Source organism: Pseudomonas brassicacearum (assembly GCF_003732225.1).
GTDB lineage: Bacteria > Pseudomonadota > Gammaproteobacteria > Pseudomonadales > Pseudomonadaceae > Aquipseudomonas > Aquipseudomonas brassicacearum_E.
Genome location: NZ_MOBJ01000008.1, coordinates 67,206 through 92,727 on the forward strand (window position 1 = coordinate 67,206; position 25,522 = coordinate 92,727).

The 25,522-nt window shown below is 55.8% G+C and carries 11 protein-coding genes and 2 pseudogenes; 7 read left to right on the top strand and 6 right to left on the bottom strand.

What is annotated here, in order from left to right; all coding sequences use genetic code 11:
* Positions 1–17 precede the first annotated feature (17 nt).
* The 5 genes from BK659_RS12440 to BK659_RS12460 all read right to left on the bottom strand — a co-directional run bounded on the left by BK659_RS12440 (position 18) and on the right by BK659_RS12460 (position 11,812).
* Complete coding sequence (locus BK659_RS12440) at positions 18–1,373, bottom strand: aminotransferase family protein (RefSeq protein ID WP_259740252.1); 1,356 nt, start codon at positions 1,371–1,373, stop codon at positions 18–20.
* A 25-nt stretch (positions 1,374–1,398) separates the two neighbouring features.
* The gene (locus BK659_RS12445; protein ID WP_123425366.1) at positions 1,399–3,693 is read right to left on the bottom strand and encodes a lantibiotic dehydratase; all 2,295 of its coding nucleotides are present in this window, start codon (positions 3,691–3,693) and stop codon (positions 1,399–1,401) included.
* Between the two features lie 46 nt (positions 3,694–3,739).
* The gene (locus BK659_RS12450; RefSeq protein WP_123425367.1) at positions 3,740–10,252 is read right to left on the bottom strand and encodes a non-ribosomal peptide synthetase; all 6,513 of its coding nucleotides are present in this window, start codon (positions 10,250–10,252) and stop codon (positions 3,740–3,742) included.
* The gene (locus BK659_RS12455) at positions 10,252–10,473 is read right to left on the bottom strand and encodes an MbtH family protein (RefSeq protein WP_123425368.1); all 222 of its coding nucleotides are present in this window, start codon (positions 10,471–10,473) and stop codon (positions 10,252–10,254) included. Before BK659_RS12455 ends, BK659_RS12450 begins: the two co-directional genes overlap by 1 nt.
* Positions 10,474–10,555: 82 nt before the next feature.
* Positions 10,556–11,812: an MFS transporter gene (locus BK659_RS12460; protein ID WP_259740253.1), complete on the bottom strand. Its 1,257-nt coding sequence runs from the start codon at positions 11,810–11,812 to the stop codon at positions 10,556–10,558.
* 569 nt (positions 11,813–12,381) lie between these two features.
* Here BK659_RS12460 and BK659_RS12465 point away from each other — a divergent pair.
* The 7 genes and pseudogenes from BK659_RS12465 to BK659_RS12495 all read left to right on the top strand — a co-directional run bounded on the left by BK659_RS12465 (position 12,382) and on the right by BK659_RS12495 (position 23,725).
* A complete protein-coding gene (locus BK659_RS12465; protein ID WP_123425370.1) occupies positions 12,382–18,012 on the top strand; it encodes a non-ribosomal peptide synthetase in 5,631 nt (1,876 codons plus the stop codon).
* Between the two features lie 76 nt (positions 18,013–18,088).
* A complete protein-coding gene (locus BK659_RS12470; RefSeq protein WP_123425371.1) occupies positions 18,089–19,108 on the top strand; it encodes a MupA/Atu3671 family FMN-dependent luciferase-like monooxygenase in 1,020 nt (339 codons plus the stop codon).
* A 65-nt stretch (positions 19,109–19,173) separates the two neighbouring features.
* On the top strand, positions 19,174–19,419 hold the full coding sequence (locus BK659_RS12475; protein ID WP_123425372.1) for a phosphopantetheine-binding protein: 246 nt from the start codon (positions 19,174–19,176) through the stop codon (positions 19,417–19,419).
* 60 nt (positions 19,420–19,479) lie between these two features.
* A pseudogene (locus BK659_RS12480) lies at positions 19,480–20,049 on the top strand (IS66 family transposase); the annotation flags it as partial.
* A gap of 73 nt (positions 20,050–20,122) precedes the next feature.
* Positions 20,123–21,103 (top strand): annotated as a pseudogene (locus tag BK659_RS12485) (IS5 family transposase).
* 412 nt (positions 21,104–21,515) lie between these two features.
* A complete protein-coding gene (locus BK659_RS12490) occupies positions 21,516–22,421 on the top strand; it encodes a hypothetical protein (protein ID WP_123425373.1) in 906 nt (301 codons plus the stop codon).
* A 188-nt stretch (positions 22,422–22,609) separates the two neighbouring features.
* A complete protein-coding gene (locus BK659_RS12495; RefSeq protein ID WP_123425374.1) occupies positions 22,610–23,725 on the top strand; it encodes a Gfo/Idh/MocA family protein in 1,116 nt (371 codons plus the stop codon).
* An 18-nt stretch (positions 23,726–23,743) separates the two neighbouring features.
* Here the strand turns inward: BK659_RS12495 and BK659_RS12500 are convergent, their stop codons facing one another.
* A complete protein-coding gene (locus tag BK659_RS12500; RefSeq protein WP_123425375.1) occupies positions 23,744–25,171 on the bottom strand; it encodes an FAD/NAD(P)-binding protein in 1,428 nt (475 codons plus the stop codon).
* Positions 25,172–25,522: the final 351 nt, after the last annotated feature.

A 25,522-nucleotide genomic window follows, 5' to 3' on the forward strand; every position in this document is an offset into this window, starting at 1 on the left:
CACTCAACCCATTGCGTTTATTGCGTGGATACTGCGCTGACGGCGTTGAGAAACTGCGCAGCCAGGTACTCGATATCAACCAGGTCGATATTGAGCGGCGGCGCAAAAATGATGTTTCGACCACTGCGCCGGATCAGTATCTTGTTGTCTTGCAGGTTTTTCTTGATGGCGACCGCTCGCTGGACACTGTCGAACTCGACAGCCATGAGCAATCCGCGGCATCTTACATCCCTGACCGTTGCAGTCTCGGCGCACGCACTCACTGCTTCGCGCAAAACCGTCGATAACTGATGGACGCGGGTCAATACCCCATCGTTTTGCAGAATATCCAGTACCGCCAAGCCTGCCGCGCAGGCCGAAGCGTGCCCCGAGTGAGTGTGCCCGTGGCTGAAACCTGACATTTCCTTTTCACGTTCAAACACATCGAAAATCGTGTCATGGGTGGTCACTGCCGCCAGCGACATGTAACCCGCCGTCAACCCCTTGCTGGTAATCAGGATATCGGGGGTAATATGCGCATATTCATAGGCGAACATCTTGCCGGTACGCCCAAACCCGGTCAGAACCTCATCCAGTATGAGATGCGCACCGTACCGAGTGCAGAGCTGTCGGGCAGCCCTCAGATAGTTGTCTGGCACTATATAGCCGCCAATACCTTGGACAGGTTCAACAATGAAGGCCGAAATATTTTTCCCATGTTCAGCGAAAAAACCTTCGAGTGCCTCGACCCCCGACTGGGATGCATCTGGGCCTTCGCGGCGCACGACCTCCCAGTCGGGCCCGGGCGCTAAAACAAAACCTGCGGGAAGCAGTCCTTGTTCGTCACCGGCAGAAGATGTGGCGCAAGTAGAGGCCGCCAGCGTGGTCCCGTGATAACAGTTTTTCAGCGACACAATCAGTGTTCGCTGCGGGTCGTTGAGCAACTTGTGGTAGCGACGGGATACCTTAAGCGCGGTTTCGATACCCTCCGAACCACTGTTGCAAAAGAACGTCCTGGTGAGGCCCGGTGCGGTCACTTGGGCAATCGCACAGGCCAACTTGACGGCGGGCGCATTGCCCCCTTCGACCATGTCATAGGTCATCAGCTTTTCCAGCTGAGCCGTTATGGCATTGACGATCTTTTGATTGCCGTACCCCAGCGTGGCATTCATGCCGGAAGCCTTGGCATCCAGGTATCGATCTCCCTTGGCATCCGTGATGTAGCTGCCGGCACCGTCGACGGCAATGACCGTACTGGTGCTTATGCGGTTAGGTGCCCAAGGATGCCAGACATAGGCAGCATCCTCTCGCAACAATGACTCGTGAGTGTCAGCCTGTCCTGCGCCTTCATAAATTCGCATACCCATCACCTCCGTGTAAAAGTCATTTTCCAAACCCGGACCTGGCGTAAGTCACCGGTCATTTGATCGGGTAGTTATCGACCCAGGTAAACCTGAGTTCCGACGTGTATTTATTACCGGCATGATCGGTCAGCCAGAGATCCTGGTGGTCCGGCAACATCTCAACGAATGTCACCTCTTTGTTCTTGATTGCCTCAGAGGTTTGATTGCGCCGTATCAACTTGGAAAGGATGTTGATAAAAATCGGGCTTTCAAAATCCACATAAAATGGCTTTTCAGTGGTTTTCGACTTGACGAAGGCAAAGCGTGGAATGTTTTGAGATTTCCACCAACTGCGCGCCTTCATGAATCTCAGCGCCTCATCTTTTTCATTCGCGAACTCCAGGTCTTGTGCCTGGAAACGCCAGCTTTCTCGCGCAATCACTAATTTATCGATACTGACTCTTGGCATGTGCGCGCGGTCCGAGAACAACTGAAACTTGTCAATCACGCGGCCCATCAGCAGCTCAGCGTAAACGTCCACCAGATCAAACGTTTCGCCATTGGGGATCCTGATTTTGACCAGCCCGTTCTCTTCGAGGATGGTGGTATCCCGACTTTTCACCAGACGATCGCGGCTCGCATCTACGGTGTGATAGTTGAGTTCGATCATGTAGTCGCAGTCTCGCGACAGCACCGGGTGCGTGCGCACCGACAGACGAGGTGGACTTTCCTTGGGCAGGACGTTGAGTAACTGTGGCTTGGGAAAGTCCCTATCCACCTCTTTGAGCAATGCTGATTTATCGGGATGTTGCGTAACGAAACATGAGCTTCTCATGGTATTGATTGTCAGGTGGACTTCCCCCAACACCAGTTTGAAATCACCCGACTTCAGGTCATTGATATCGACGGCGGAAAGCATCACATCTGGGCAAAAATAACGCGCGCCCTCCCAGCCGGCGCCGGGAGCTTCAAACTCCTGGTTGACCCGCTCTTCCAATTGCGCATAGGTGAACTCGACCCGTCGCTCGCTATCCTCGACAGCGATAATGTTCGCCCACTTGGCCCGGAAGACTTGATCGATGTTGTCGAGCGCCGCATCAATGACCTTTGACAAGGGGCCCAGAGACTCCAGCCACATGGTTGTCAGGTCAAATTGCGGCCCATGTTTTTCGACGCACCGTTGATAGGTTTGCTTCAGCAGTTGACGAACCTCAGTCCCCAGCGTCCAGCAAATCCAGCGAGCGCTCTTGGCCAGCAGGTACAGCGGAGCCAGGCCTTGCTTAATATCCTCGCCTACCGAAAAAGCCATGTTGCGGCGACTGTCGTGGTAGACCAGCGTCCTGCCGCCGTAGGTACGGCCTTCGTTCCGGGTGGAGTTGGTCTCGGTAAACCCGGAAAAAAGCGAATCTAGTTCAGACAGCGCCTGGGTCAGCTCGGTGGCGCCACTGCTCGACTCGATCTTGTCGCGCGCGACCTCCATGGCATCCAACTTCGCCAACAACGAGGATTGCAACTGCGTATCCCCAATGCCCAGCAAGAACTTGCGCAGGCATATTTCCGGGTGGGCCCCGGCAGGCAATTCGATCTTCAGCACGATCCAACGCTTGGCCTTAAGCACATCGAGAATGCCAAGAATATCCAACAACGTGACTGAATAATTGCCTGACAGCTCGCGGACAATATCGTGAACGGAAGTCTTGCCGTCACACATAGACAGCACGGCTGTTTCCAGAGCCGGTAGTTTGACCTTCAGGCCGGGACCGTTGAAGTTGATGTCGCCCTCGATCTTTACAAATGTAAGCCGGCGAGGCTTCAACCACTCACGAATCGCTGGAGCCGCTTCGAATGATTCCGCCAGGCAATCAATGGCCCAGGATTCAAAGAACACTTCACGGTGTTCAATCAACGTTTCACCCGGCGCGTAGCGGGTTGTAGGCTCCTCGCTGAACGTGCCCCATCCTGACGGGCCGAAAAAACCGATGGTGTCATTCTTTACACAGTAACGCTGCCAATAGTTGGCGATCAGTTCTTCACGCTGGCGATGCTTGGAATGCCTTACCTGAGTGACTGGATCCCACTCGCAAAACGGGCGCACGGCACCGTCCAACAGGCGATGGTTCTGCCAGGAGACGGCTCGGAGAAAGTCGTCCTGCCGAGCAATGCCTTGCAGCTTCTGGGAGAGTTCGACAGACACCTTCGCAAATGACGTGCGGTAGTCGGTCAAGTCAGCTTCGGAAAAAGGCGCCGCCCCCATCCGATCAGCCTCCGCCGCCAGGCTTGAACTCGCCAGGCGCAATACGCCGCCTGCGGAAAAGCCTGCGCCGCGTACCAGAACCTCGTCCCACCAACGCCAACTTTTGGAATTTTCCATGTCAGTTCATATCCTTATCTAAACGATGTCAGCCGCCCGCCGGTGATCACTGTTCGTCCGCCAGCTCTGCTGCCGCGGTCTCGAGGAGTTTCACTTCAAGCAGATGTGCCTGTTTCGCCAGGGTTCTGTGGTCAAAAATATCTGATACGTTCACGGACACGCCGAATCGACGCCCGATCATGCCGGCCAAGATAATTGCGGACAGCGAATTGCCGCCGAGTTGGAAGAAGTCATCCTCGACACTGACCAGCGAAGTCTTCAGCCTTTGCTCCCAAAGTGTCGCCAGCTCCAGCTCGATAAGCCCATCGGGCTGGCGGCCCTCAGCCCGCTGCGGCCCACACACCGGCAGGGCGTTGATATCGACTTTCCCGGACTGCAACAACGGCCAGCTTTCAACGGTGATAAAAACATCCGGGATAGCCGCCATCAGGACACTCGACGACAAATGCTCGATCAGCGAATCAGGCGTCGCCGCATTAGCCTGCGTGGCCGGACGAACATAAGCCACCAGCACTTTTCGCCCCTCCAGCACACGTTGCACGACCAATGCGTCGGCAACCTGCACGTGGGTTTTCAAGGCGGCCTCGATTTCCGCAGGTTCGATGCGTATTCCTCGAATCTTTATCTGCCGGTCGGCACGGCCCAACACATTCAAATCGCCGCTGTCACTCAACACGGCGATATCGCCCGTGCGATAGACCCGGCCGCCATCATTGAGCAAAGAGGGTGTAAATCGCTGCGCCGTCTGCCCCGCGTCGCTGAAGTAGCCCAGGGCAAGAATTTTACCGCCCACCAACAGCTCGCCTGGCGTACCGATCGGTGCGTAACCGCCCCCCTCATGCTCCACCATCACGTGCGCGCCAGGAATCGGCAGGCCGACCGGGGTAAGCAGTGCCGCCCCCCCTTGAACCTTGAACACCGTGGCGTCCGCGCAAACCTCTGTCGAGCCATACAAATTGATGACATTTACGCCCGGCAGGTGTTGCTGGATTTTTTCCACCAACTCCCCTTTGAGCAACTCACCGCTCAAGTGCAGGCAATCGAGCGTTGTCAGCTTGTCGGTCGATTCGGCGCCCAGTTCGAGCATCTCGGTTGCCAGGGCGGGCACGCAGGTCAACTTGGTGATTCGGTGCGCTTGGATGAAGTTCATCAGCTCCACCGGGTCTTTGATGTTTTCCGGCAAGACCACCGTAGGCACGCCTCTGAGCAGTCCATCGAACATCTCGGCGATGCCGTCGACAAAACCGACTGGCGTTCGCAGAACAAAAACGTCCGAGGGTTTGCTTGGCTCCTGGCTTCGCGACCACTGCAAGCGCGTCAGAATGGCCTCGTCGTGCAACAGGACGCCCTTGGGGGTTCCCGTACTGCCGGAGGTGTACATCAAGACCGCCGGATGCCGAGCCTCCAGTGGCCAGTTACCGGTGGACCGCCGCTCAGCGACTGGCATTGCATCAACCGCCAAGGAACGAATCTCACTGGGCGTCTTTCCTCGGGTCGACTCAGAAACGATCACCAGCCGGGCTTGTGATTGATGCAAGATCTGCCCCAACCGTTCGGTCGGGCTGGCGTGATCCAGCGGCATGTAGGTTGCACCGAGGCGCAACGATGCCAGCACCGCGACGACGTACTCAGCAGAACGCTCGACGCAGATGCCGACGATGGAACCTGGTACCACCTGCTGTTCACGCAGCGTTTCGGCGAACCCATGGACCCATTGAGACAAGCAGGAATAGCTGATCGACCGGCCATCGCAGAGTAACGCCAATGACAGGGGTGAAGCCTGACATTGCTGATCAAAGGCAGTTATCAGGCGAGATACTTCAAGCTCCACTCCCGGTGACACCAGGAGCGAGTGAGCGTGGTTCCCGGCCAGCCTGTCCAAGGGGCAGACGCTTGAATCCGGGGCGGCAGCCAGTTGCGACAAGGCCGCTTCATAGTACGAAGCGATTCGTATCATCGCCGCTGCGGACAGAGCTGTGTTGGAGAACTCAATGAACAGGCCGACTCCCTGAGTTAATACATCGAGCCTGAATTGAGCGGTCAACAAGTGATAAGTCTGGTCGGTTGCCCTGATGGACTTCAGCTTCAGCCCCTGATTGTTCGCGAACTGCTCATAAGGTCTGAAATGGGTGTAGTTGAACGTGGAGTCGATAACGTTATCGATCCCGGCATCACTTAACATCTGCGCAAACGGGTAGTTCCTGAATGGCAGAGCTTGCGCCTCGAAAGCGTGCACGGTTTGAATCAGCTGGCTGCCCGTCAGGCCCGCGACATTGATGTTCAAGGGCAACGTATTCAAGAACATGCCTACTGCCGAGGTTCCCGCTGTCGTTTCCGGGCGACTGTTGGACATCAGGCCGGTAATGACTTCAGTACGGCCGCTGATGAAGGCAATGACTTGCAAATGGGCGCTGAGCAGGACAGCCTTGATCGACACTCCCAGTGTTTGCGCAATACGCTTGAGGTTATTGGACGTCGCAGTAGAGACCGCCACATTGAGCGTACGGTAATCGCTGCCTTTGGCGAGCGGCAATTGACCCTGATGAGGCGACACAAGCTGCCGGGCCCAGAACGCCTTGTGGTCCGGGTTATCCAGCGCATCGGCCTCCCCGAGTAAGAACTCGCCCTGTGCGCACACTTGCTCAACGACGGGAACAGTTTGCTCCAGGAGTTGCTGATACAGCTCGAGCAACTCACTGATGACCAGCGTAACACTCCACCCGTCAAGATAGGGCTCCGCGAGTGTCAGGGTGAACCTGGAGGCGCAATAGCGATGCACGGTCATGGAAAACAACGGCGCCTTGTCCCATTGGAACTTGACTGCCCGCTGCTCATCGAACCATGTTTTGAACAAAACAGCCTGGGCAGCCGGGTCGATGCCACTCAGATCGACAACCGACAACGGCACCTCTACGTCTCGATGAATCAACTGCAGAGGCTGTTGGTAAGAAGACACGTCAATGGAGCTTCTCAAAAAGGGGTGGCGCTTCATTAATAGTGCCACAGCACGCTTGAATACTGGCTCGAAGAACGCCCCCTCCATCTCCACCGCAGTTGTATAGATGTGGTAATCCGGGCTTGCAACAGATTCGTAGTAAAGTCCGGTCATCAACCGGGACAAGGGAAAGGCGTCTTCAATGTCCTGAGAAAGCCCTTCCCGGACGGACGCAGAAATCAGTCCGAATGGCGCAATGGTCATCAACACGGGGCCACTCAGGGGCGTCGAAGCCAGGGCCATTCTGCTCAGCGTGGAGTTCTGGAAAATCTTCTCCACACTCAGTTGCAAGCCTGCTCGCCTGGCCGCTACCACCAGTTCGATACTCCGTATTGAATCTCCGCCCAAATGAAAAAAGTCCTCACCACCGTGCGTCACCACCCTGCCAAGCACGCTAGCCCAGGCGGCTGCCAATGTTTCCTCCACACTACTCAACGGCGCCTGCTCACGCGGCCCCGCACCGACAACCGCGTCGGCATACGTGACAGGCATCGGCAAACTGGACCGGTCGACTTTGCCTGACTGCAATCTCGTGAACACCTCTACGACCGACCATAGAGAGGGAATCATGTACTCCGGTAAGGAGGATGAAAGCGACTCGCGAGCGAGTCGTATCAGTTCCGGGCTGGCGTCATCGCTCGCCAGGAATGCCGCCAGCGTCGAGTGGCCCTGGGCATCCTGATTAAGTGTCACTACCGCTTCGCGAATTGCAGGGATGCGCATCAGCACAGTTTCGATATCACCCAACTCGATGCGAAAGCCCCGCAGTTTGACCTGGTTGTCGTTCCTACCCAGATACTCGATCTGACCATCCCAGCGATGCTTGGCCAGATCACCCGTGCGGTACAACCGCGCGCCGTTTTCGCTGAAGGGTGAGGGGATGAATTTTTGTGCAGTAAGTGCCGGCTGGTTGATGTACCCACGCGCCAGGCCGATGCCGCCGATATGGATTTCTCCAACGACGCCGGGCGGTACCAGATTGAGGTTTTTATCCAGGATAAATACTTCAAGCCCATCAATGGCACGACCGATCGGTACGCTGAAATCCGAGCTGTTGTCGGTCACCGTGTGCCACGTGACATCGATGGCCGCTTCGGTAGGCCCATAGAGGTTGTGCAATGCTGTTGCACTGATTTGCTTGACGGCGTTGGCCAAGCGCAACGGTAATGCCTCGCCGCTGCAAATCACATGTCTGAGATGAGTGCAGGACGGCAAAACTTCGGCAGCCACGAACGCGCTCAGCATGGAAGGCACAAAATGAGCGACGCTGACTCGTTCCCTTGAAAACAGCTCCCCTAGGTACTCGGGATCCTTGTGTCCTTCGGGTTTAGCCATCAATAACGTTGCGCCGTACATGAGCGGCCAGAAAACTTCCCACACAGAGACGTCGAAGGTCAGCGGGGTCTTTTGTACGACGACATCGCTTGTTTCCAGAGGGAAAGCCTTTTGCATCCACGTCAGACGGTTCAATAACGCTTCATGAGTATTCATCACCCCTTTGGGCCGCCCCGTGGAGCCCGAGGTGAAGATCACGTAGGCCAGATCCTTACTGGCTGGTTCCTCCCCAAAAGCCGTATGGCCCGGGCAAGCCGGCTCCCGGGTGAACAAGGAAGAAAGTGTGGCCCAAGGTAGCCCCCCCGAAGGTGCCATAGCCTCATCTTCAACAATCAGGATACGTGGGGGACAATCATCGAGCATCTCCATCATTCGACTCTGCGGGGCCTGGATATCAAGCGGCATATAAGCGGCACCCGACTTGAGAATCCCGAGCAGACAGATCGGCAACTCCCTTGAGCGTTGCAACTGGACAGCGACAACATCGCCCTCCTTTACCCCAAGGTCCGCCAGACACCACGCCACACGCCACGAAGCCGCGTCCAGCTCCCGGTAAGAGATTGATTGCCCCTCAAATCGAACGGCAGCCTGGTCTGGAAAAGAACGGCACGTGATGGCTATCTGTTCAAGGATCGTGATGCCCTGCGGCAGCTGGTCTCCCCCCCTAGCCAGCATCAGCAGATCGCCAGACTCCTGCTCGGAGAGCAGCGACAACGAGGAAATTTTCTCTTCGGGGGCCGCCAGCATCCCCTTGAGGATGTTTTCCAGGTGGGCCAGCATCCTGCTGGATGTTTCCGGTCGAAAAAGATCATCTTGCGCCCACAGCATCATGGCCGTTTCGCTGCCTTGTGGGCGCAGGAACAACTCCAAGTCGAAACGTGCCGCCCCCGTGTCGACAATGTAGGGCCTCACTGCAACGCTGGTGGGTTTTACCCCGTTTGCCTGTTGGCCGTAATAACCGATGAACGCCTGGAACAGCGGGTGGTAACTGGCGCTGCGCTCTATATCCAGTGCATCCAGCAGCTTGTCGAATTGCAATCGATGGTGCCCCGTCCCCAGCAGGATCTCGCGCTTTACACGAGTCAGGAACACACTCGTCACGGGATCATCACTGACGTCGACACGTTGCAACAGCGTGTTGACAAACAGTCCGACGGTATCCGTGTCCTCTCGCCGAATGCGATTGCCGAAAGGGTAGCCCAGGGTCACTTCGCTCTGGCCCGAATACCGGGCCAGCAAGACATGAAACGCCGCGCTGTAGAGCATAAAGGGCGTCACGTGTTGCTTCTTCGCAAAGTCACTGAGTGCGTTGGTCAGCTCTTCATCAAGCACCCGTTCGACGTAACGGCCTTTGTAGGAAGGCGTCGCAGGCCGCGCCTTGTCGGTGGGCAAGCTGAGCATGACGGGCTGGCCGGCCATGTGTTTGATCCAGTAATCCAGATGCCTTTTGTTCTCTGTCCTGGACCGCTCGGAATGATGAAACCGGATAAAGTCCGCGTAGGTTGAACTCGGCGCCGGCAGGTCAACATGACCAGAAGTTCGATAAACCTCATAAGCAGATAACAGACTGTCGTTGATCACACGCAGAGATAAGCCGTCAGCGACCAGATGATGCAACGGCAGCAGCAGAACATGCTCTTCTTCACTGAGCCTGAACAGCACCGAGCGCATCAGCGGCGCACGATTCAGTTGGAAGGGGCGGCGCATGACGTCAAGTGAAAACTCTGCCAATTGCGCCTCTCGGGAACTGACCGGAGCGTGCGAAAGGTCCTTGAATTCAACGGCTAATTGCGCAGCCGGCGCGACCCACTGAAAAAGCACCCCGTACATTTCATGCACGGACGCCCGAAGCATCGGGTGAACTCGCTGAATGTGGAGCAGCGAATCGCGCAATGCATCTCGATCCAACTTGCCGTTGAAGCGCAGCGCATGAGGCACTGTTGATGAAACTTCCGCTCCTTCGTGCCGGGTGACGAAGTAATGCCTGCGTTGAATCCAGGACAAAGGCAATATTGTACCGTCCTGCAAAGGCCTGCCGATTTCCTCCTGGAGCAGGCTCAGCAAGCTCTTCTGAATATCTGGTGTTAGTGCTTCCAGGTATTCCGAGGTCGACGATTCAAGGTACTGCGGCTCAAATCTGTCGTTGGCAAGCTGGATGGAAACACCGCACTCAAGATAACGTGATAATAAGTCGAGTGTATGATTAGTTATTTCAAAGGGGCTGTTCATTACAGCTCCTCGGCCGAGAGGGCCTTTCTCGGTACAACATTTTCGCGTAAGAATTTGGGCCGCTGATCCAGCCAGTTAGCTTGAATCCAGTCCAAACAAAAAGCCTGAGAGCCTGTCACGCCAATGGATACCCATCCACCCGGTATCGGCCGGTCGTTACTCCAGAGGGAATACTGCTCTTGCTCATTTATTACAACGCCATACACGTTTTTGCTATCCATGCTTAATCAACTCCCTCTTTACCAAGGAAATCCTGTCAACCATAACGACGTCCGGGAAACTTTGTTGCAGACCCGTCGGACATCACCGATCTACATGGGTCAATGCTGGAAGGTCTTCAATATCCCTGGTATGTCGTAACGCCGAAAAAACTACAGGAAGGGATGAAACACACATCAATGCCGTAGCAATAAATATACTCGCACTGGGACTTATAACACTGCCTAGCCACCCTCCGATAATTGCCCCGCTTGCCGCAGCAATACCGATACAGGTTCTAATACTGGCTGTCACCTTGCCTAGACTTTCCAGAGGGCAAGAAGACTGCCGATATGAGTACTGCGCAATGTCAAACAATACAAAGCGAATAGACGTCAAACATAGATAAAGTGTCGGTAGCAGCAGCGGATGACTCTGCGCCCCACTAAGGAGAAAACCTGCCGGACTGAGAAAGACCACCCACCACATTATTTTTGCGCTGCCGACCGAACGCATCAATGCACTAGCGAGGATAGCTGCCAACAGCCCTCCACCTTCACCGATAAAAAACACAACACCTACCATTTGCGGTGACAGTTTCAAATCGGTAATTAAGTAATATAAAAAAACCGCATTCATCATGGCCAGACAGAACATCGACCCAATGGTGGTCACCGCGGTGCGCGCCAATACCGAGTTAGCATACAAAAGTTTGAATCCCGCCCCTATTTCCTGCAGCAAGGGAGGCCTTCTGACTACCTTCACTTTGCTAGACTCGTCCGCCTTGGTAAAGCTCAGAAGAACAGCGCTGGCAATATAGGAAAAGACATCAAATAACAGAGTGAGCGGGGCTCCAATCCAGCCTGCCATGAACGTACCGATCCCCGGGCCGCCCACCCGCGCGGCGGACTCTGTGGTTTCGATCTTGCTGTTCGCTTCGGGCAAATCCTTGCGCAGCACAAAAATCGGGTAGTAGGAGTGGTAGGCAATTCCGAAGGCGACCGAGAACACGGAACACAGGAAGGAAACGGCATACAACCAGAACATCGAAAGCTGATCGTAAAACGCAAGCAACGGTACCGTGACTAATATGGCCGCCCGTACGAAATCGCATACGATCATCAAACTTCGCTTGTTGAACCTGTCGATGTAAACACCGGAAGGTATTGACGCAAGTAGCACAGCAATAGAGGCCATGGCACGGAGTAAGCCAATCTCACCTGGAGTTGCACTTAGCGTGGTAATAGCAAGCAGCGGAAGAATTATATTGGTGATAGCCGAGCCCATCTCGCTGACGGACTGCCCCATCCAAAGGCACATGAAATTTCTGTCCCGCCAGAGTGACTTTTCTTTAATAGTCAAACAATAAACTCCCGACATTTTTCCACCCAGCAACGGGCAGCGCCATATTCCCTTATTCCGCTCGCGAACTTTAAGTCGCCAAAGCGTAAGCTTTGTTAACTTGCAAGCTAAATCCATTACCTTCGTCAGCAGTTTTATATTGGTAACACAGGAAAAACGGAGGCGTAAAGAATTTTTTCGCATTGGGGAAGAAACAGCAATATTGCCCACACAGACTGCACGATTATCAAAAAACCTGCTAGAAAACCTGCCCCAGACTCCCAGCAACACGCTTACTCATTGTTTTTAAACATATAAATTACAAATCGAAGACCAATGCCACTGCCAAAGCAACCATTTACGTTACAGCACCATTGCAGACCCCTGCCCCCGTGATCAGGGGACAACCCGTATTATTTTTCCATCAGCCACTTCAGCCGCGACGCTAAGTAATATGGGGCGTCCAGCGAATTATAGCTATATGCCACTACTTCTTCGGCGGATGAAATTTAATTTTGCACTTGACCCTAACGCAATTGGAACTTTATGGTTAGTTGTATGGAGCTACCCGACTATGGATGATATATCGAATGGATTTTGGTTCTAAGGCTAGCGCACGTAAAGACCAAAGGTCAGCGGCTGAACGCATTCTTGCCCAGCATATAAAACGGGCACAGGAAACATCTGAATCGCACACTCAGCCCGCCATTGATCCATCAACTTTGTCTTACGGCCAAAAACGCATGTGGTTCCTGCACCTGATGGACCCAAACAGTGCGGCCTACAATATTTTCAGCATCGCCAAATTGCATGGCAATGTTGATGTAGTTGCGTTACGCCAAGCATTTCAAGCCTTGATCAACAAACACCCCAGCCTGCGTACCTCCTTCCAATCCAACGCCAATGGCCAACCTGAGTCGACGGTACACACCACCGTGGGCGCTGACGTGTCCGTCGTCGACGATCCTGCATCGCCACAAGAATGCCTGGATGACTTTATCTGGAAGCCGTTTGACCTGGGCCTTGCACCCCTGCTAAGGGCCGTTGTCATCCGCAACGACGATGACACTTGCCTGATGGCCCTGGTGATTCACCACATCATCGCGGATGGCTGGTCGCTGGGTATCTTGCACGCAGACCTGCAGCGCTTCTATGCCGCCGCACTTGCGTCACAAGCGTTACCCGTCACTGGCAATATCGATTTCAGTACATTCGTCGCGGCCGAAAAAGCCTGGATTACCAGCGAGGCGGGCATCCGCAGCCGGCAATTCTGGAAAAACCAGCTCCACGACCTCGCGCAAATTGAATTGCCAATGGCAAAACCTCGCCCGGCCATCGCTAACTTCCGGGGCAAACATATCGATCTGACGCTTCCACAAGGGCTAGTGCAATCACTGGAAGCCCTGGCCAAGCAGCATGATTGCTCGCTATACATGGTACTGGGTGCCGCGCTCAAGGTGCTGTTGTATCGCTATTCAGGCCAGACCGACATTGTCTTTGGCACCCCTGTCGCCAACCGACCGGTCGAAGAGTTGGAGAATGTCCTGGGGTTGTTCGTGAATACCGTAGTCCTGCGGACCCGCATTCTTCCACAGGCCAACTTCACCACAGCCCTCAAAGCGTTCAGAGACACGACGTTGCTCGCGCTGGAGCATCAACGAACCCCATTCGAACAGGTGGTGGAGGACCTGAACCCGGAGCGTTCACTCAGTCATAACCCGTTGTTCCAGGTGCTTTTTACCCTGCAGAACGTCGAGGCCGGAAAAATCGAGTTGCAAGGTACGCGAACCGAGCTCTTGAAGGTCGATCTGGACGTCGCCCGGGTAGACCTGGAATGGACGTTGTGGCGTCGCCCCATGGACGCGCGCCTGCGTATCAACTATGCGCTGGACCTGTTCGACGAGCAGGTGATACGGGAAATGGCCAGTCACTACGAGTGCTTGCTCAATTGCATCGTCCAGACACCGCAACAGGATATTTCCCAGCTCCCACTCTTCCATAAGCCGTCCTCCTCGAACGGCACTCCAGACGACCTGGCCTGGCCAAACAGCGGGCTGCATGGCTTGTTTCTTGAGGCGGCGAAGATCTCACCGACCGCCTGTGCTGTATCGGACAAGCATGGGGTGTTGACCTTTGACACACTCAACCGCCACTCAGCCGCGCTGGCCCTGCAGTTGCTGCAAAGTGGCGTTCGCCAGGGCGACACTGTCGCAATATGTGTCAATCGCTCGGTCGATATTGCCGTTGCCACACTCGCCGTCCTGCGAGCGGGTGCGGCATTTGTCCCGATCAATCCGGCAGACCCCGACGACCGACGTGCTTTTATTACCTCGGACTCCAATGCTCGGGCGATCATTTTTTCATCCGCAGACAAACGCTGCGATACGATTCCTAGTATCGTCATCGGTAAAGCCTACGACCACCCTACGTCAGAACAAATGAGCTCGATTGACGCGGCAGTCGTACCTGAATCGCCTTGCTACATCCTTTATACCTCCGGTACCACCGGCAGGCCCAAGGGCGTCATGGTTTCCCACGGCAATATCGTCAACACGATGCGGGCCTGTCAGTTGCTGCATGAATGCTCGCCTTCGGATGTCGGGCTGGTACTCGCTGCAAGCACCTTTGATGTTTTCTACTTCGAGCTGTTTATCGCGATGCTGGCCGGTGGACAAAGCCGTATTGTGACCCAGGAGGAAATCTTTTCGCCGCAGAAGATTGACGAGTTGCTGAAGACCGCCACGATCTTTCAGGCCGTTCCCGGACTGATGGAAAACCTGTTGACGTCTATGTCCCAATCCTCATCGCGCGGCCATGAGTCGCTTCGAGTCGTGATTACAGGTGGGGACATCGTACCTGCAGACCTGCTGGCCACCTTGTCGCAAGCCTTCCCCAACGCCAGGGTCTTTGTCGCCTATGGCCCCACCGAAGCGACCATTTTTTCCACTCTGTATCTTTACGACAAACAACGCCCGGTAAACGGTTATCCGATAGGACGACCGCTGGACGGAGTTGAAGTCATCATTGCGGATGAACACGGCAATGTGCTGCCCGATGATGTCACCGGTGAAATCTGGATTGGTGGTCGAGGCGTAGCCACTGGCTATATCCATCGTGAGGTAGAAACCAGAGCCAGCTTTATCGAGTTGAGCGGGCGCAAGTATTACCGCAGTGGTGATCGGGGACGGTGGAACAGGGCGCAGCGAACCTTCGAGTTCCGAGGGCGCCTGGACAGCCAAGTGAAAGTCCGCGGTTTTCGCATTGAGCTGGGTGAAATTGAGGCAGTATTGACCAGCCTGCCTAGTGTCCACAATGCCGTGGTGCTGGCGGTCGGCGAGCCCGGGAGCAATTGCAGGCTCGTGGCCTGCGTGACAGCGCAGTATGCATCTGAGATCGAACAGGACCTGATGAATCAGTTCGACTCCGACGTTGTCGCGCATTGGCGAACCCTATTCGACCAGACCCACGAAATTTCTGCACCCGGAACGAGGGACTTTACCGGCTGGAACTCCAGCTACGACCAGCAGCCCATTGCGGCATCATTGATGGACGAATGGCTGAACGGTACCGTTGAGAACATCCTTCATCGTCTCCCAGACCGCCGCTCAACCCCACCCAATATTCTTGAAATCGGGGTAGGCACGGGGTTGCTCGCTCAAGAGCTTGCGCCGCACTGCGCGCGCTATGTAGGCACAGACTTTTCCACCTCCGCCATTCTCAAGCTGCGCCAGAAACTTCGGCTGTCCAAACTGACAAACATCGAGTTGTCAGTTGCGGAAGCCAGGAACCTGCCTGAGTTCGATACCCTTTTCGATGTCATCATCATCAACTCGGTCAGTCAGTACTTTCCCGACATGACCTATTTGACCGAAGTACTGGACGCCCTGCGCAGCCGCCTCTCTCCCGACGGGGTGATCTACATCGGGGATGTCAGGAATTACTGCTTGCTGGAGACGTTTCATGCTTCAGTGCAGTCTGCGCGAGCGCCGCAACTGACGAACAATGAGTTGCTGCCCAGAATTGCAAAGGCCGTCCAGGACGAGCCAGAACTGAACGTCAACCCTTGCTTCTTCCACAACTACGCAAAAAATACTGAACTGACGCCGTGCATCGAACCCCGTCGCGGACGGTACGCGACGGAAATGAACAAGTATCGATATGACGTCACGCTCAGTCGACGCCCGGGGCTCTGCGACGATGACTTGCCAGCGTTGAACTGGCAGGACTGGGGTAATGGAAACTGGACTTTTGAGAAGCTGGCCGATCATTTGCGTTCGGGGACAAACGCTGCTTTCTCATTCACCTGCGTACCTCACGGCCTGTTGATTAACGATCTGCGCCGCCGCGATGAACTGTACGCAATGGATGCTCAATCAACACCGTCTAACGGTGTCATCCCTGAAGAACTTCGTGAGCTCGCCGCAGAATGTGGATATACCGTCTCGTTCAACTGCTCCGATCATCCGGACGGGCACTACGACATGGTGTTGTCGACAGCCGGTTCGCCGCATCCGGCCAATCTGTTCTCCACCCTTGCCGGGCGCAGCTTCCTGTCAGAGCCGTCAGCCGACGGTAACAATCCGGGGGCACGGCTGAAGAAGGTTCACTTGGCCAACCTCATCAAGGAGGCTCTCTCCAAACGCCTGCCCAGCTACATGCTGCCTTCGGTGATAACCGTCCTGGATGCCTTGCCTATCACGGCCAACGGAAAAATAGACAGAAAGAGAATACCGACGGTCTTCAGCACCACCACCGACAGCCGGCCTCCGAAAAGCCCTTCAGAGTTGTTGATCGCACGAATCTGGCAGGACGTACTGGCCTATAAAGTGGAGTCGGTGGCAGATGATTTCTTCGAGGTCGGCGGGACCTCATTACTCGCTATTTCCATTACCGTTCACTTGCGACAGGCCGGCATCAGTTTGATGCCTCAGGTGGTATTCGAACACAGAACCGTGGAGCTGCTAGCCCGGTGGATCGACACTGCCCAACCAAGCAGTGAGCAACCACAGGCCATCACCCACGCGGAACCAGCAGCAGCCGAGCCCGAAGTCGACTTCACGCGCATTGATCCCGCCCTCGACACCTGGAGTCATTGCAGGCAAGTGCTGTTGACCGGAGCCACCGGCATGCTGGGCGTACATATTCTGCACGAGCTTCTTTGCAGCTATCCGCACCTGGAAATTATCTGCCTGGTGCGTTCCCAGGATGACCAAGCCGCCCAAGAGCGGCTCGCCAGCCAATACGCCTGGCACTTCCCGCAGTCTGTGATCACTCCGCCGCTATTTTCCCGACGGGTACGCTGCATCAAGGGGGACTTGCGAGAAACGAATCTGGGCCTTGGCGACGAGGTACGCTCGGCACTGATAGCGTCGTGCGACAGAGTCATTCACGCGGCAGCAGATGTCCGTCATGTAGGCTCGGAGCGTGACTTCTTTGCCGTCAACACCGATGGCACAGAGCGCGTGATCGAGCTGTGCTCACATCTCTCTAGACCCAGCCTGTGCCACATTTCGACTATCGGCGTGGCGGGGCGCAGCCTGGACGGCGTCGCGAGATCCATAAACGAATATCAACTTGAAGTTGGACAAACACCGACCGAAGCCTATTCGGCCAGCAAGATTTTCGCGGAGCATTTGATCGCCGACTTCAATAAATCAGGCGACTACGCGACCGTCTTCAGAGTCGGCACAGTTTCTCCCAACTCCGCGAGCGGAAAATTCCAGCGCAATATCGATGCCCACTTTTTCAGCCGCTACGTACGCGCCGTCATGGGCCTCGGCGTTGCCGCCAACTGGACGGAGCGCCGTATTCAACTCATACCGGCCGACACAATGGCCCAGGCGGTCTTGCTGCTTGGCGGCCAACCTCTGGCGGCAGGACGCACATTCCATATCCAGACGCCCAACGCACTGCCCTATGGAGAGTTCATCCAGATCCTCAATGAACTGGGGTACAGCATCGATTTGATATCGGCACAGGAATTCGAAAACACGCTCCCGATATTGGGGCGCGACAAGGCACTGGTTGAAGATGTCGGCCGAATTCTGCCCATGACCTACCGAGGACCTGGCCGCCCGGTTGCGCTCAAGCATGCAGTGACTGACGCCTGGCTCGACAAATTGGGCTTCCAGTACTTCAAGCCAACGAAATCGTGGATTGCAGACTTCGTGGCCCATGGAGTGGAACAGGGATTTTTCCCTCCCGCCGGCGGTGCTCGTTGACGTTTACCGAACATTCGAGCGCTTGGCGACCCCGTTGAAATTTCGCTGCTCATGACACGTTAAGGATGACCTGAACATGCAACTCAGCCTGTTTTATTTTGCGGATGCGGCAACCGGTATAAAATCCACCAACAATACCTATCAATTGTTACTGGATGGGGCTCGCTACGCCGACGCCAACGGATTCGCCGCAGTGTGGATCCCTGAACGGCACTTTCACCCCGTAGGCGGGCTTTACCCAAACCCCGCGGTACTCGGTGCCGCGGTAGCCGTGGTGACTGAGCGGGTACATATCCGGGCCGGGAGTGTCGTCGTGCCTTTGCACCACCCCTTACGCCTGGTCGAGGAATGGTCCGTCGTCGACAATCTGTCGAACGGCAGAGTGGGTATTTCACTGGCTTCCGGCTGGAACCCTCGCGACTTTGTGCTGGCTCCCGGGGCCTATGAACACAGGCGCGATTCAACATTTGAAACCGTGCAGACACTCAGAAACCTGTGGTCGGGCCAGCCCTTCGGGGAGGGTGCTTCGAAGGTCTCGACCTTTCCTCCTCCTGTCGCCCCTCTTCAACTGTGGATCTCGTCTTCGGGCACACTGGATACCTTTGAAGAAGCCGGTCGCGCCCAGGCAAGCGTATTGACCCACTTGGTCAAACAGGACATCCCCGAGCTGACGCAAAAAATCAGAGCTTATCGCACGGCACTGGCGCAAACCGGCAGTTCCTGGCGTGGACACGTCACGCTGATGCTTCATACCTACTTGGCACCCAGCCGTGAACAGGCGCTGCAGGACGCCCGAACTCCGCTGGAAGACTATCTGATCGGCTCCTTGACGCCGTATCGGGCAGGCACCAGCCAACGGGTGGCCCCTAAACCCCATGAAACGGTGCGCGCCCAAATAAAGGGCAGCGCTCAGCGATACCTATGCGAAGCAGGCCTGATCGGGGATTTGAACTACGCAAGACAAGTGATTGATCGTTGCCATACGGCGGGTGTTGACGAGATTGCCTGCCTTATCGACTTCGGCCTCAAGCACGAGAGGGTCATGGATGGTCTTGACCAACTGAGCGTCTTGCGCAAGTACATGTCCGAGCTATAGCAACCCGTTTCCCGCATTGCCCATTTGTAACGAAAACTTCGTGATACCAACCAAAGGAAGTGGTTATGACCATCGAGATCCAGATCCTAGAAGACAAAATCCTCGAAATCTTTCGCTCAGTTACCCAAGTACCATCACTGACCGCAGACGACGATTTCTTCAACTCCGGCGGCGACTCATTACTGGCGGTGGAAGCTGGATTCCAAATCTCCCAAGCCATTGACCAAGAGGTCGACCCAATGGTGATTTTCGTTTTTACAACCGCATCCACTTGCGCGGTTGCAGTATCGGAGCAGTACCTGACAGCCTGACTCATACTTCCCCCTCGCTCCGAGCACAGGCTGTGTCTCCCTGCTCGGGTGAGGCGGTAAGCCGTGCTTACGCACGGCGTCGACCATGCCGACGAAACGCCGGTACAGATGCTGACGCCAGGCGAGAAAGATACCCACCGCGCCTACGTCTGGGCTTATGCCACCAGCCAGTTCGCCGACCTAGCAGCTGTCGTTTACGACTTCAGCCCGAGTCGCGCTCATGCTCGCCGTAAGTTCTTCGACCTGCATGTGACCAACAAGCGCCGGGTTGCCGAAAAGACGCGCATTGAATCGCGGCTTTATATGAAGTTGAACGCGAAGTCCGAGAGCTGGAGTCGGATGTCCGGCAACGAACACGGCAGGAAAAGCTGACCCAATCATCGATGCACTGCACACCTGAATGATCGCCCAAAGACAGCTTATGCCCGAAGGTTCAACTATCGACAAAGCGCTGGACTACAGCCTGAAACGCTAGATAGTGCTGACGATGCGGTATCCATCGACAATAACTGGATCGAAAATCAGATCCGGCTGTGGGCATTTGGGCGCTCGAACTGGCTGTTCGCAGGCTCGCTCCGCAGTGGAAAACGAACGGCTGCGATCATGAGCTTGATCCAGTCGGCCCGCCTTAAGGAAACTCTGAAAAAGACTTCCCGAATCTGGTGAAATAACCGCCTCACACGGACCCAACGGCTGAGCTCCGATGAAACAGATGTCCTTCGCCGATGCCGAGTATGCCGGCAAACGTAAGCAGACCCGCCGTGAGTGCTTCCTGATCGAGATGGATCAGGTCGGTCGTGCCCTGGAAGGGTTTGATTGCCTTGATCTAACCGCATTATCCGAAGGGCGACGGCGGTCGTCCGGCGTACCCGTTGATGGCCATATTGCGGGCTCATCTAATGCAGAACTGGTTCGGTTACAGCGATCCGGCGATGGAAGAAGCACTCTACGAAACCACGATTCTGCGCCAGTTTTCCGGGCTGCACCTGGATCGTATTCCCGATGAAACCACGATCCTCAACTTCCGGCCCTTGCTGGAGAAACATGAGTTGTCGGGCGGGATCTTGCAAGTCATCAACGGCTATCTGGGTGATCGTGGTTTGATGCTGCGCCAAGGCACAGTGGTCGACGCAACGATCATTCATGCGCCGAATTCGACCAAGAACAAGGACGGCAAACGCGACCCTGAAATGCATCAAACCAAGAAAGGAAACCAATACTTTTTTGGAATGAAAGCGCACATCGACGTCGATGCCGAGTCAGGTTTAGTCCATAGTCTGGTGGGCACGGCGGCCAATGTGGCGGACGTGACACAGGTCGATCAGTTGCTACACGGCGAGGAAACTTACGTCTGCGGCGATGCGGGTTACACCGGAGTGGACAAGCGAGCTGAGCATCAGGATCGCCAGATGATCCGGTCGATTGCCGCACGGCCCAGTAGATATAAAAAGCATGGAAAAAAGAGTTTGATCGGTCGCATGCGACGCAAGATCGAATACGCGAAAGCACACGTCCGAGCGAAGGTTGAACCCCTTTTCGAGTGATCAAGCGTCAGTTTGGTTATACGAAAGTACGCTTTCGTGGTCTGGCGAAAAACATTGCGCAGCAGATGACATTGTTTACCTTGTCGAATCTGTGGATGGTGCGAAAGCGGTTGTTGAGTGCAGGAAAAGTGCGCCTGTAGTGTTGGGCCAATCGTCCTGAAACAGCGCGACCAGAGGAAAGAACCGTGAATTAAAGACAGGATGGGTCTGCTTTTCGGCCGCCTTGGATTTTTTGAACTTCAACAGCAAGAGCATCAAAATCGGTGGATACTTCAGACCTTCATTAACAGTCTAATCCGCAGCTGAAAACAATAAAAATAGCACTATTGCCCGCAGCACCCCGCAGCTCAACTTAAACATTTAGAAGTGCATTTTTTCACGACCCGCCCCCTCAAACACGTTAGCCTCCAGTCCGCAGCCAAACACACCAGAACTCTTAACTTTAAATAAGTTCGCTGCACTACGTTCGCGCGCCAATAACCCCTGTCACGATCAACAAGGGCAAAAACGCGCCTTTACTTTATATATTGGAACTTACCCATGAAATCACGAATGAAACTTTCTTTAACCATGGCCTGCCTGATAACGGCCGGTTTTACAGCTCATCTTTACGCAGACAACGACACGTTCGGCACCCAGATCAGCGCACAGGTCACCGCGAACTATGCGGATACCCGTGACTCCTGCGGTAGCTACGCACAACCGGCTTTCGCCTGTTCAGGCGTCATCATCAGGTCCACGCGTTATTCGGATGCCTATCGTTCGTGGGAGCCCAGCCCAAAATCCAAAGCGTCCGGAGGGGTATCGTTTTCTTACCTCAGGGCCGACTCGAAGTTCAACGAAATGGCGGGGGTAGGTCGGAACGGCTTCATCCGCTACCCGGATCATCAAATGCCTGCCGGAATGAATCGCACACAAGTTATTTGTGCCTTCCCGATTGATGGCGGCAGTGATGAACGGCAAGTATTAGGGTGCGACGACTCCAACCTGACCCCTGAGTTTGAAAGCAGTTGCCAACGACAAGGAATCACCACCGCCGAACAGTGGTATGCATTTTATCTCAAAAACGACAAGTCACATCATCGCCAGTGTTCTTTCGATGTACTCACCGGCCCAACCGGTCCCGCGGCAAAAGAGTTCATTGAAACTCTGCGGGCGATGCAATACATACAAGATGAAAGTTTTGGCTCCCTGGGAAAGAGCAATAACGAGTTACGCATAGCCACATGGGCAGATGGCCTTGGAAAAGCTTTTCCGGTGATGTCGTTCTTTTACATTGAAGGTGGCCTTGAGGCCGCACAAAAAGATCAAAAGGCATTCCATGCAGAAACAGGAAGATTTGTTCCAATCCTGAACGTCACGTTGCCTCGGTCCCCCTCGGAGGACGCGACATTTACCTACCTTCCTTCTGACCAGCTCGCGCTGAACGACAGGTCAGGTCAGTCAAGTCACCGCTAAAGCGATACGGCTCGTATGATCGTTCCCACGCAGAGCGTGGGAACGATCCACATAAATAGCTGGTAGATCAACAGATCGCAGCCTTTGGCAGCTCCTACGCGAGCGAACATGAATTCCATATCTTGCAATAATCGAATTTATATTCCATAAATAGGCATCCTGAAAACAATAATCCAAAGGACCCTGTTATGCGCGAACTCGGAATCGGACTCATCGGCACAGGCTTCATGGGGCGCGCCCATGCCTTGGCCTTTCGTAACGTCAGTGCGGCATTCGAGCTGCCCTTCACGCTTCGCCTCGCCGCCCTTGCCGACGCCGATCCTGTTCGCGCACAAGCGTGTGCCACTGCCTGGGGTTTCGAGCAGGTCCACAGTGACTGGCAGCAGTTGATCGACAATCCCAAGGTCAACCTGATCGCCATCACCACCCCCAATCATCTTCACTACCCCATGGCCATGGCAGCTCTGGCGGCAGGCAAACCGGTGTACTGCGAAAAACCGCTGGCGGTCAGTCTTGAACAAGCCAGCGCCATGCACCTGGCGGCCAAAGCCGCCGGTGTGGTCACCCGTGTGGGCTACAACTACCAGCACAACCCGATCATTGGATTGGCCCGCGACCTGATTCGAAACGGCGAGCTTGGCGAGATCATCAGTTTTCAGGGCGAGTTCAGTGAAGACTTCATGGCCAACCCGGCGTCACCCTGGTCATGGCGTTGTGAAGCCGGGCATGCCGGCGGCGCGCTGGCGGATCTGGGCAGTCATTTGCTGGCCATGGCGCGCTATCTGCTGGGCGATGTCGAGGCCGTGTGCGCCGATACCCAGACAGTGCATCGCCAGCGCCCAGCCACGGCAGGCAGCCCGGAACAACGCAGCATTGCCGTCGACGATCAGGCCCACGCCTTGCTGCGTTTCGCCAGCGGCGCTCGCGGGACCTTCAGCAGCAGCTGGCTCAAGCATGGCTACAAGAATCATCTGAGCTTCGAGATCAGTGGTACCCAAGGCACCCTGGCGTTCGATCAGGAACGCTTGAATGAGTTACGCCTGTGCCGCGTCGGCGAGGGCGGTTTCCAGCGTTTGCTGGCCGGGCCGAACCTGCCCGGCTACGCGGCGTTCAGTCCTGCACCGGGGCATCAATTGGGCTACAACGAGTTGAAGACGCTGGAGGTGCATGAGCTGATCATGGCCTTGGCCGGGCAAGGCCAGAACGGCACTGACTTCGAGCAAGCCTTTGAAGTGGAACGCTTGGCAGCGGCGATTCGATTGGCGGCGCGGGAACAGCGCTGGGTCAATGTCAGGGAAGTCTGATCGCGGCACCGCGCCTGCTCAGCGCACCAATCGCTGCGCCAACACCTTGGCCTGACTCGCCACGTCTGTCACCGCCGTGCTCTCCCACCACATCCCGCGCAGTGGTGGGCCCATGGCGAACAAGCGGGTCGATACCTGCCCCTCGGCATCCAGCACTGCGCCATCCACATCCGCCGCGATCCCCAACGCCAATGGCCCCGGACGAATCAATCCGCGGGCCAACAGCTGCTGCGGTAACGCTCGGTCGACCCGGCGCCAGTCGTATTCGATGCCACTGGAGTTGATCAGCGCGTCGCCACTGACCACCGTCACTTCGGACTCCCCGCGACGACGAATGCGAATACTCACCCGACCCTCCATCGCGGGTGCCAGCCCCTTGAACGAAGCAGCCTGAATCCGCAACCGCCCTTCCTGGTGCAAACGCCCCACCAATTCGGCACTCAAGGGCGGCGAACGGTGATGGTGGCTTTCCCACCATGGCCGCACATGCCGCACGAACTGCCGGCGCTGCACGTCCGTTGCCTGGCTCCACAGTCGCCCGATATGGGCGCGCACGGTATCCAGTGGCGCCTGCCAGTCGATACCGTCCGCCATCGCTGCACGGCAATGACGTCGCAGTTCGTGCATCAACTGACGAGGGCTGCGTATGTCAGGATCTTCTGCGAGAAAATCCTCCCACGCCGGTGGCTGACGCCGCACATGGGGCAACAAGCCGTGACGGGAAAACACTTCGATCGGCCCACGATGCCCGGCCTGCTCCAGCGACACTACGGCATCGACCATGGTCAGGCCCGAACCGATGATCAGCACCGTTGATTGCGGATCAAGCTGCGTCATCGCTGCCACATCCCAAGGGTCCACGGCGGCGGCGTTCAAGCCACTGGATTCGGTTTGTGGGGTTCGCGCCGCCGGGAACAAACCGGTGGCCAGTACCGCAAACCCGCCGCGCAACTGTGTGCCATCACTCAACGTCAACAACGTGGCATGTTCTTCGGTTTGCAGATCGACCACCTCCCCGCGCACATGCTCGACGCTTGAGCCATGCAGTGCGCCGACTGCCTTGGCTTCAGCCAAACGTTGCTGCACATACAGACCAAAAATGCCCCGAGGCGGGAACAATTCGGCGACCGGCACTGACTGCTGGTCCGACTCGGGCCAACCGCCGCTCGCGATAAACGCGCTCAGCCATTGGGTCAGGTCATCGGCGTTGTCCGGATCGACACTCATCCGTGCGGCATTACCGTTCAGCGTATGGCCCAGCTCAACCGCGCTGTAGGCTTCGCCCCGGCCCAACTCGGCGCGGGGTTCGATCACCAGCACCTGACGCTTGCCAGGCAAGCGCAGCAACTGCGCGGCCAGCAACGCGCCGCTCAGGCCACCACCGACGATCAGGATGTCGGCGTTGCGGAGGGTGTTTGTTGCCTGTCCGCCTGGGGTTTCACTCATTGACTGCTCGCTGGTCCGTGTTTGTCTGAAATGTATCACCCGATGGCTAATAGCGTGGCTGCTGCGCAGTCAATCGCGGGCAAGGGCTAAATGGGCCGAGGGTGGCAATCATCACAGTCTGGAGCACACCCCGACATAGAGAATCTCGCAAAGGTCGGGCTGACCATCAATCAAATACTGCAAGCGAACCTCTCTATTCAAACTCTTTACCCATAGGGCAGAGGGAATTGTAAAGCTTAGGCAGCCCGAGCCCACGATCTCCTTGGCGTCACTCCATGAAGTGACGCCGTCACAAAACTGAAGAGTAAGTCTGGCCCCCATGCACATACCCCGGCTCAAGGCCACGTAGAC